The following is a 7996-nucleotide window of genomic DNA, read 5'->3' as shown; positions in this document are numbered from 1 at the left end:
GGTCGGCCCTTTTCTGGCGAGTGTGATACATTGGTCCGTGGACGGGATTTCGAGCCATGGCGCAGCGCGTCACTAGGATGGTCCTTCTGGGCATGACGGCCGCCGTCGTCGCGGCGGCGCCGGTGTCTGCCCGTGCATTCGACTGTGCGCAAACGCAATGTCCCCAAATAATGACCTGCGCCGAAGCGCGCTACAAGCTCTACGTCTGCGGCCACGGCGAGCGCGATGCCGACAACGACGGCATACCCTGCGAAGATATCTGCGGCGAGGACATTGCAACGTTCGAGGTGCGGTCACTTGCAACGTGGCCGAAGGGATTGCCCTTCGCTACGCTCCCCGAACGGTCTAAGGCGTTGGAGTTCATTCCCCCGGCGCAAGCGGAGCCGCTCATTTCTTCGGAGCTGACTTGCGCCGGCAAGCGGAGATGCACGGAAATGAACTCGTGCGAAGAGGCGCAATTCTATCTGCGGACCTGCGGTGTCGGTTCGCTCGACCGTGACGGAGACGGGACGGCTTGTAACAGTCTCTGCCGCTAAGGGGCCGAGGTCGGCGCCGGCAGCGGATCGGCTTCGGCCTTTTGCTGCGTGGGCGATGATTTTCGTGCGCGCGCATCGCCCCAGGTGAAGAGCCCCACTCCGGCCAGCACCAGACCGGCACCAACGGCATCCGCGAGCGTGAACGGCTCGCCGAGAATGGTGATGGCAAGCCCGATGGTCACGATGGGGGACACGGTCGAGATCATGGACACGGCCGAGGACGAGACGCGCGCCAGCCCGGCGTTGATGAGGAACGTCGGCAGCACGGTGGCGATGATCGCACAGCCGAACGCCAGCCAGAGAAAGCGCGGCGAGGCCGCGAAGCTGCCCGAGCCGATGATCACCTGATGCAGAACGCACGCAACGCCTGCCGTTGAGAGCGCGATGCTCGTGAACAGCATGCTCCCGAGCCGGGGAATGACGCGCTTCGCCAGGATCTGGTGCCAGGCGAACGAGATCGCCGCCCCGAGCACGAGCGCCGTCCCGATGGCGGTGTTGCGCCCGCCTTCGGGCAGATCGGCGGCGAACACGATGGCAAGCCCGATGTAGGTGACGGCGGCGGCCGCGATGCCGAAGCCCGTCACGGCTTCGCCATAGAGCGCAGCACCGATGAACATGACGAACAGCGGATATGTGAACAGCACGAGTCGCTCGAGGGCGGCGCTGATGTACTGCAGACCCGCAAAGTCGAATGCCGAGGCCACGTAGTAGCCGATGAGCCCGATGAATGCCGCCCATGCGACGCTGGCGAAGTCGGGTGGCGGCTCGCCGTCGGCGCGTCGCCTCGCATAGGCCCATGCGCCGATGGCGACGAACACCGGGGTCGCGAAGATCATCCGGTAGGCAAGAAAGAGCGCCGCATCGACCTGATCTTGGTAGGCGAGCTTGATGAAGATCGCCTTGGTCGAGAAGAACGCCGCGCCGACTGCGGCACACGCATATCCCACGAGGCGGCTGAGAGACGATCCCATGCGGGCACTTGTCCCCTAAGTCCGCTAAGCTTCGCCGAAGACCCGTTTGAAGATCGTGTCGACGTGCTTCAGATGATAGCCGAGGTCGAACATCGCCTCGAGCTCGGCAGCCGGCACCTTGGCCGTCACGTCCTTGTCGGCCTTGAGCTCGGCGAGGAAATCGGCGCCCTTTTCCCAGGTCTTCATGGCATTGCGCTGCACGAGCGCATAGGCCTCCTCGCGTGAGGCGCCCGCCTGCGTGAGCGCGAGCAGCACGCGCTGCGAATTGTGCAGGCCTCCGAGCTTGTCGAGGTTGCGCTTCATGGTCTCGGGGTAGACGACGAGCTTCTCGATCACGCCGGCCAATCGCGCCAGCGCGAAATCGAGCGTCACCGTTGCGTCGGGCCCGATCATGCGCTCGACGGAGGAATGCGAGATGTCGCGCTCGTGCCAGAGCGCCACGTTCTCCATCGCCGGAAGGGCATAGGCGCGCACCATGCGCGCAAGTCCCGTGAGGTTCTCCGACAGCACCGGATTGCGCTTGTGCGGCATCGCCGACGAGCCCTTCTGTCCCTTGGAGAAGAACTCTTCCGCTTCCAGCACCTCGGTGCGCTGCAGATGGCGGATCTCGGTCGCGAGCCGTTCGATGGATGAGGCAACCACACCGAGCGTGGCGAAATACATGGCATGCCGGTCGCGTGGGATCACCTGCGTCGAAACGGGCTCGGGAACGAGGCCGAGCTTGTCGGCCACGTAAGATTCCACGAAGGGATCGATGTTGGCGAAGCTGCCCACCGCGCCCGAGATGGCGCACGTCGCAACCTCGCGCCGTGCCGCCACCAGCCGCTCGCGGTTGCGGGCGAACTCGGCGTAGGCGAAGGCGAGCTTGACGCCGAACGTCGTCGGCTCCGCGTGGATGCCGTGGCTGCGGCCGATGGTGACGGTGGTCTTGTGCTCGAAGGCACGCTCCCGGAGTGCGGCCAGCAGCCTGTCGACGTCGGCAATCAGGAGGTCAGCGGCCCGCACGAGCTGCACGTTGAGGCAGGTGTCGAGCACGTCGGACGAGGTCATGCCTTGGTGCACGAAGCGGGCTTCTGGCCCCACGTGCTCGGCGAGATGGGTGAGGAACGCGATCACGTCGTGCTTCGTCACCGCCTCGATCTCGTCGATACGATCCGTATCGAAGGGTGCCTTCGAGCCCTTTTCCCAGATGATGCGCGCGGCCTCTTTCGGGATGATGCCGATCTCGGCCATGGCCGCCGCCGCGTGGGCTTCGATCTCGAACCAGATGCGAAAGCGAGAATCGGGCGTCCAAATGGACGCCATTTCCGGGCGTGAGTAGCGGGGAATCATTGGGTTCTCTCGTTCGGGAGCCGAGTCGGCGCTCTAGCAGACACCGCGCCCCGCATCAATTCTGCCTAACGATCAGGCAAGCGGTCCTGCGGATTGTGGATGGCTGTTGCGACATTCTGTCATGGCTGGGAGTCGCATTTCTATCGGAATAGCCCGAATTCAAAGCCCTTTTCGAGGTTCCGCGAAATGGATTTGCAATGCAGCGTATCACGTTTCATTTCAGCCGAAATTTTTCAAAAAACGGATACAAGCCAGAAAGTTACACACTGCTGCGTCGCAAAAGACACAACCCCGCGCCGCAACATTTCGTGAAGGCAAAGTGCCAAGATCGGGCCATATTTCGATGTTTCCTGACGCTCCGACGCCGAGGGTACGAGTACTGGCAAGACTTAACTGTGGCGGAATTGTCAGAGCGACTGCGTCCGAGTTTGTCTATTCTATAACAGTGGCTGTTGAGCTTGGTCGAAAGGAATGGAACCGCGTGAGAAAGCTGAGGCGTTCAGCGCACGTTCACTGACCGTCAGACAGAAATCCCACCGGAGCCAAAGCCGAAACGTCGGCAATGACGCGACGAAACTAGGGGTACGTGATGACTGAACAAATGCAAGCCGAGATTGCAGAGCTCAATCTGAGGCTGGAAGAGATCGACGATCCGCGTCGGTCTTTCGCGATCGTGCAAGAGAAGATCCGCAACTACCGCAACCACGGCCAGAAGGTTCCTGAAGCCCTTGCGCTCATGGAACGCCGGCTGGCTGCAGAGTGCAGGATCGAATCTCAGGGCCGCTGATCGAACAGCGAACCGACGGAACTGAACGGACTTGCAGCCGCTTTTGCGGCTGCTTTATTTTTCCCCGATCACCCATCGGCCCGCGTGCGCCGACGCGGCGGCAAAGGCGGGTGTTTCGAGATCGCCGTTGAGATCGAAGCGGACCTCACCGAGCGTACGCGTCTCAACCGGCGCACTCCGCAGCGCATTGGATAGCGCTTCCGGATCCACCGCCCCGAGCCGCTCGGCGGCCGCCACCCATGCTTCGAAAGCGCCCCGCGTTTCGTCCTCCGCCGCGGACGGCGCAAGCGGAAGCAGCGTTTGCACCGCCATCGGTGCCGTAGCGGCGCGTTGGGCAAAGGCAGCCGTCGCCAGCGAATCCGAGCCGATCAGCGGGATCGAGAGACCAAGCCGCACCATGCCGGCGAGAACGATCCCTGCTTCCTCCGGATAGCCCGCGAACAGCACCGCCTCCGCGCTGCTCTCCCGGAGCGCGACCAGGCTCGTGTCGTAGTCGTGCTTGGCCGCGACGATGGGCAGAACCGCAACGGGCGTTACGCCGAGGGCCAGCAGCGCTGCTGTGGCGCCGTCGGCGATGCCGCGCGCATAGACCGTCCGGTCATGGATGATGGCGACGCGCCGCCCCGGCGCGTGGGCAATGAGCCACGCCGACGCCGCAGCCCCCTGCCGATCGTCGCGCCCCGCAAGCCTCAACGCCGGCACGGGAAGCTTCGCATTGGCGCGCGTCACGTCTGGATGGCGCGCCCCGACGGCAATCAGCAATACGCCGCTATTGGCGTAGACGGGAACCGCCGCTGCCGCCGCGCTCGAGCACGGATGCCCGATGACGAGCGCCGGCTTTTGCGCGATCAGCTGGGCCGCCGCCCCGGCCCCCGTGGCCGTAGCGCAGCCGTCGTCCTCGACGGAAAGGATGAGCGTCTGTCCGAGCACGCCGCCACGGCCGTTGGCGTCCGCGATCGCCGCTTGCAGCGCGCGCTCCATGGCGGTTCCGACGCTCGCCATCTGGCCGCTGAGCGGCACCGCAAGCCCGACGCGGATCTCCGCCTGCGCCGATGCCGCGGCAATCGCATCGAGGCTCGCGGCGATCGCCAGCGAGAGAAGCAATCCCGCAGGCCCTTCCGCGCGCATGGGCGCCTCAATCGTTCTGCACGTAGGTGATGGAGCCGTCCGGCTGCTTCTTCCAGGTGTACATGACGTAGTCGATGCGCGTCACGTCACCCTTGGCGTCGAATGCGAGATCGCCGATGACGGTCTTGTACGGCTTGCCGGAGTGCAACTCGGCCGCGACCTTGAGCGGATCGACCGAGCCGATGGCCTTCGCCGCCTCCGCGATCACCTGCACCGCGGCGTAGCTGTAGAGCGTGTACGCCTCGGGCTTGAACTTGCGCGCCATGAATTTCTCGATCACGGCCTGCGCCTCGGGACGCTTCTGCGGGTCGGGGCCGAACGTCATCAGCGTGCCCTCGGTGCCGGGCCCCCCGAGGGCCGCGAACTCGGCGGTGGCAATGCCGTCGCCGCCCATCAGCACCGCGTTGACGCCCGCCGAGCGCAGTTGGCGCAGGATGCTGCCGCCTTCCGTGTGCACGCCGCCCCAGTAGACGATATCCGCGCCCGAATCCTTGATCTTCGAGACCAGCGCGCTGAAGTCGCGCTCACCCGCATTGATGCCCTCGTAGAGCACTTCCTGGACGCCGAGGCCATTCATGACCTTTTTGGTTTCGTCAGCGAGACCCTTGCCATAGGTCGTCTTGTCGTGGGCGATGGCGACTTTCTTGTCCTTGAAGTTCGCGGCGATGTATTCGCCCGCGACCTTGCCCTGCTGATCGTCGCGCCCGCAGACACGGAACACGGTGGTGAGCCCGCGCTCCGTGATCTTGGGATTGGTCGAGCCGGGCGTGATCATCAGGATTCCGTTCTCGGCATAGACATCGGACGAGGGCTCGGTGACGCCCGAGTTGAAGTGACCGACGACGAAACTCACGCCTTCACCCACGAACGTGTTGGCGACCGAGCGCCCCTGCTTCGGATCGGCCGCATCGTCACCGACAACGAGCTCGATCTGCTGCCCGTTCAAACCTCCTGCGGCATTGATGTCCGCAATCGCCTGCTCGACACCCTGTTTGAGCTGCGCTCCGAACACGGCGTCCTTTCCGGTCAGCGGGCCGGCGACTCCGACCTTCAGCTTCTGCTCGCCGCCGCACGATGCGAGCGCCAGCGAGGCCAGGACGGTGGCGAGAAGAACTCCCGCAAGTTTCACGAGGCGCATTCGAAAATCCTTCCTATGGAGGGCTCCGCAAGCGGAGGAAGCAGTCGATCTCGGCAAACTTTGTGGCGTGAAATGGCGGCGAAGTCACGTCCCTGGACATCCGTCAGGAGCGATCGCGCCAGGTGAGAGGGCCGGACCGCTCGAACATCCAGCCGTACTGCTCCGTCATGTGTCGCGCACGCCGCGCCCGATGGCCGACGAGGGCAATCACGGCCAGGATCGCGAAATCGATGAGATAGCTTGGCAGCGAAAGCAGTGGACCGCCGAACAGCGCGAAATGGAGAAAGCGGATGCCGGCCGCGAGCAGCGCCGTGTAGGCGGCGACCGGCCACATCGCCCCCCAGCCCTGCGCCACGGCTTGCCCGGTGCGCCACGCGGCGCCGCCCCCGATCAGAAGCGTGAGCAGGATGAACGGCAATAGCCCGCGCTCGCTGTCCACCGCATAGCCGAGCGAGGCCAAAAAAGACTCCATCAATGCCTCCCGCCTTCGAGGTAGGCCTGCCGGATCTCCGGACGCGCCAGCAGCTCACGGCCGGATCCGCTCATGGTGATGGCGCCGTTGACCATCACGTAGGCCCGATGCGCGAGCTTGAGCGCATGGAACGCGTTCTGCTCGACCAGGAAGATCGTCATGCCCTGGCTGTTGAGCTCGGCAAGCGTGGCGAAGATCTGCTTGACGATGAGCGGAGCTAGCCCGAGCGACGGCTCGTCGAGCATCAGGAGCTTCGGACGGCTCATGAGCGCCCGCCCGATGGCGAGCATCTGCTGCTCGCCGCCCGAGAGCGTGCCCCCGCGTTGCCCGAGCCGCTCCTTGAGACGCGGAAACAGCCGCGTCACGCGCTCAAGGTCCTCCTCGAAATGTGCGTTGCCGTCGACGGCGGCGCCCATCTGCAGGTTCTCGAGCACGGTCATGCGCTGGAAGATGCGCCGTCCCTCGGGAGATTGCGCGATCTTCAGCCGCGCGATGGTATGCGTCGGAAGCTGCGTGATCGGCTGGCCCTCGAACAGGATCTCGCCCTCCCGCGCGCGGGGATTGCCGAACACCGTCATCATCAGCGTGGACTTGCCCGCGCCGTTGGCGCCGATCAGCGTCACGATCTCGCCCTTCCGCACGTCGAGCGATACGCCCTTGAGCGCCTGGATGTTGCCGTAGAAGGCCGACACGCCGCGGATATCGAGCAGAGCCGTCATGGGCCGGCCCTCCCGGCCGTTGCCCGCGCCACGTCCTCGTCGTCGACGCCGAGGTAAGCGGCGATCACCTTGGGATCGCACTTGACGTCGTTGGCCGTGCCGTCGGCGATCTTCACGCCGTACTCGATGACGATCACATGATCGGAGATGTCCATGACCACCGACATGTCGTGTTCGATGAGAAGGATCGAGACGCCTGTCTGCTGGCGGATGCCGCGCAGGAGTCGCGTCAGCTCGGCGCTCTCCCTGTTGTTGAGGCCCGCGGCTGGTTCGTCGAGGCAGAGCAGCACCGGATTGGTGCACATGGCGCGCGCAATCTCGAGCCGCCGCTGCGCGCCGTAGGGAAGGTCTCCGGCCGGGTCGTCGGCGCGGTCGATGAGGCCGACGACCTCGAGCCACGCCTTGGCCAGCTCCAGCGCCTTGCGCTCGGCGGCGCGATGCTTGGCAAGGCCGAGAAGCCCTCCGAGACTGAAATCCGAGGCGGCCATCAGCGTCTTGTGCTGAGCCACGATCAGGTTCTCGAGCACCGTCATGCCGGGAAAGAGCCGGATGTTCTGGAAGGTCCGCGCCACGCGCGCTTCCGCGGCAATCGCGTGATCGGCCATGCGCTCGAGCAGGAACAGCTCCGGGCTCGCGCCATGCGTGCGCCGCTTGTCGGAGCGTGTGAGCAGGGCCACCGCGCTCTCGTCGGGCGTGCCGCCATGCGCCAGCGCGAGCCGTCCGCTCGTCGGTTTGTAGAAGCCGGTGATGCAGTTGAAGACCGTGGTTTTACCCGCGCCGTTCGGACCGATGAGCGCCGTGATGTCGCCGCGCCCGACGGTGAAGGAAAGATCGTTCACGGCCACCAGGCCGCCGAACCGCATCGAGAGGTGATCGACGGCAAGCAGAGGTTCGGAAAGCCAGCGCATGGAGG

At 64.9% G+C, this 7996-nt stretch carries 9 protein-coding genes; 2 read left to right on the top strand and 7 right to left on the bottom strand.

All coding sequences use genetic code 11. From position 1 onward, the window contains the following. Positions 1–56: 56 nt before the first annotated feature. Positions 57–536 carry an excalibur calcium-binding domain-containing protein gene (locus QZV93_RS17600; RefSeq protein ID WP_363156933.1) on the top strand — a complete coding sequence of 160 codons (480 nt, stop codon included), beginning with the start codon at positions 57–59 and terminating at the stop codon, positions 534–536. On the opposite strand, the gene QZV93_RS10655 is transcribed toward QZV93_RS17600, so the two are convergent. Together QZV93_RS10655 and purB are read right to left on the bottom strand one after the other, a co-directional pair. Then, on the bottom strand, positions 533–1507 hold the full coding sequence (locus QZV93_RS10655; RefSeq protein WP_295558303.1) for a DMT family transporter: 975 nt from the start codon (positions 1505–1507) through the stop codon (positions 533–535). The two genes, QZV93_RS17600 and QZV93_RS10655, sit on opposite strands and share 4 nt — an antisense overlap. Before the next feature lie 24 nt (positions 1508–1531). Next, positions 1532–2839: an adenylosuccinate lyase gene (purB, locus tag QZV93_RS10650; RefSeq protein ID WP_295558301.1), complete on the bottom strand. Its 1308-nt coding sequence runs from the start codon at positions 2837–2839 to the stop codon at positions 1532–1534. Between the two features lie 589 nt (positions 2840–3428). On the opposite strand from purB, the gene QZV93_RS10645 reads away from it, so the two are divergent. Next, positions 3429–3626, top strand: a complete 198-nt coding sequence (locus tag QZV93_RS10645; protein WP_295558299.1) for a hypothetical protein — start codon at positions 3429–3431, stop codon at positions 3624–3626. Positions 3627–3680: 54 nt separating this feature from the next. Here the strand turns inward: QZV93_RS10645 and QZV93_RS10640 are convergent, their stop codons facing one another. The 5 genes from QZV93_RS10640 to QZV93_RS10620 form a co-directional block, all read right to left on the bottom strand. Beyond that, positions 3681–4754 carry a branched-chain amino acid ABC transporter substrate-binding protein gene (locus tag QZV93_RS10640; RefSeq protein WP_295558298.1) on the bottom strand — a complete coding sequence of 358 codons (1074 nt, stop codon included), beginning with the start codon at positions 4752–4754 and terminating at the stop codon, positions 3681–3683. A 7-nt stretch (positions 4755–4761) separates the two neighbouring features. After that, positions 4762–5892: a branched-chain amino acid ABC transporter substrate-binding protein gene (locus QZV93_RS10635; RefSeq protein WP_295558296.1), complete on the bottom strand. Its 1131-nt coding sequence runs from the start codon at positions 5890–5892 to the stop codon at positions 4762–4764. Between the two features lie 103 nt (positions 5893–5995). Next, positions 5996–6364: a DUF6867 family protein gene (locus tag QZV93_RS10630; protein ID WP_295558295.1), complete on the bottom strand. Its 369-nt coding sequence runs from the start codon at positions 6362–6364 to the stop codon at positions 5996–5998. Then, the gene (locus tag QZV93_RS10625) at positions 6364–7083 is read right to left on the bottom strand and encodes an ABC transporter ATP-binding protein (RefSeq protein ID WP_295558293.1); all 720 of its coding nucleotides are present in this window, start codon (positions 7081–7083) and stop codon (positions 6364–6366) included. The genes QZV93_RS10630 and QZV93_RS10625 overlap by 1 nt, the downstream gene beginning before the upstream one ends. Next, complete coding sequence (locus tag QZV93_RS10620) at positions 7080–7991, bottom strand: ABC transporter ATP-binding protein (RefSeq protein WP_295558292.1); 912 nt, start codon at positions 7989–7991, stop codon at positions 7080–7082. The genes QZV93_RS10625 and QZV93_RS10620 overlap by 4 nt, the downstream gene beginning before the upstream one ends. Between the last annotated feature and the right edge of the window lie 5 nt (positions 7992–7996).

The organism is uncultured Hyphomicrobium sp. (genome assembly GCF_902826555.1).
Lineage (GTDB): Bacteria > Pseudomonadota > Alphaproteobacteria > Rhizobiales > Hyphomicrobiaceae > Hyphomicrobium_C.
This window is presented reverse-complemented; position numbering and strand designations above follow the sequence as displayed.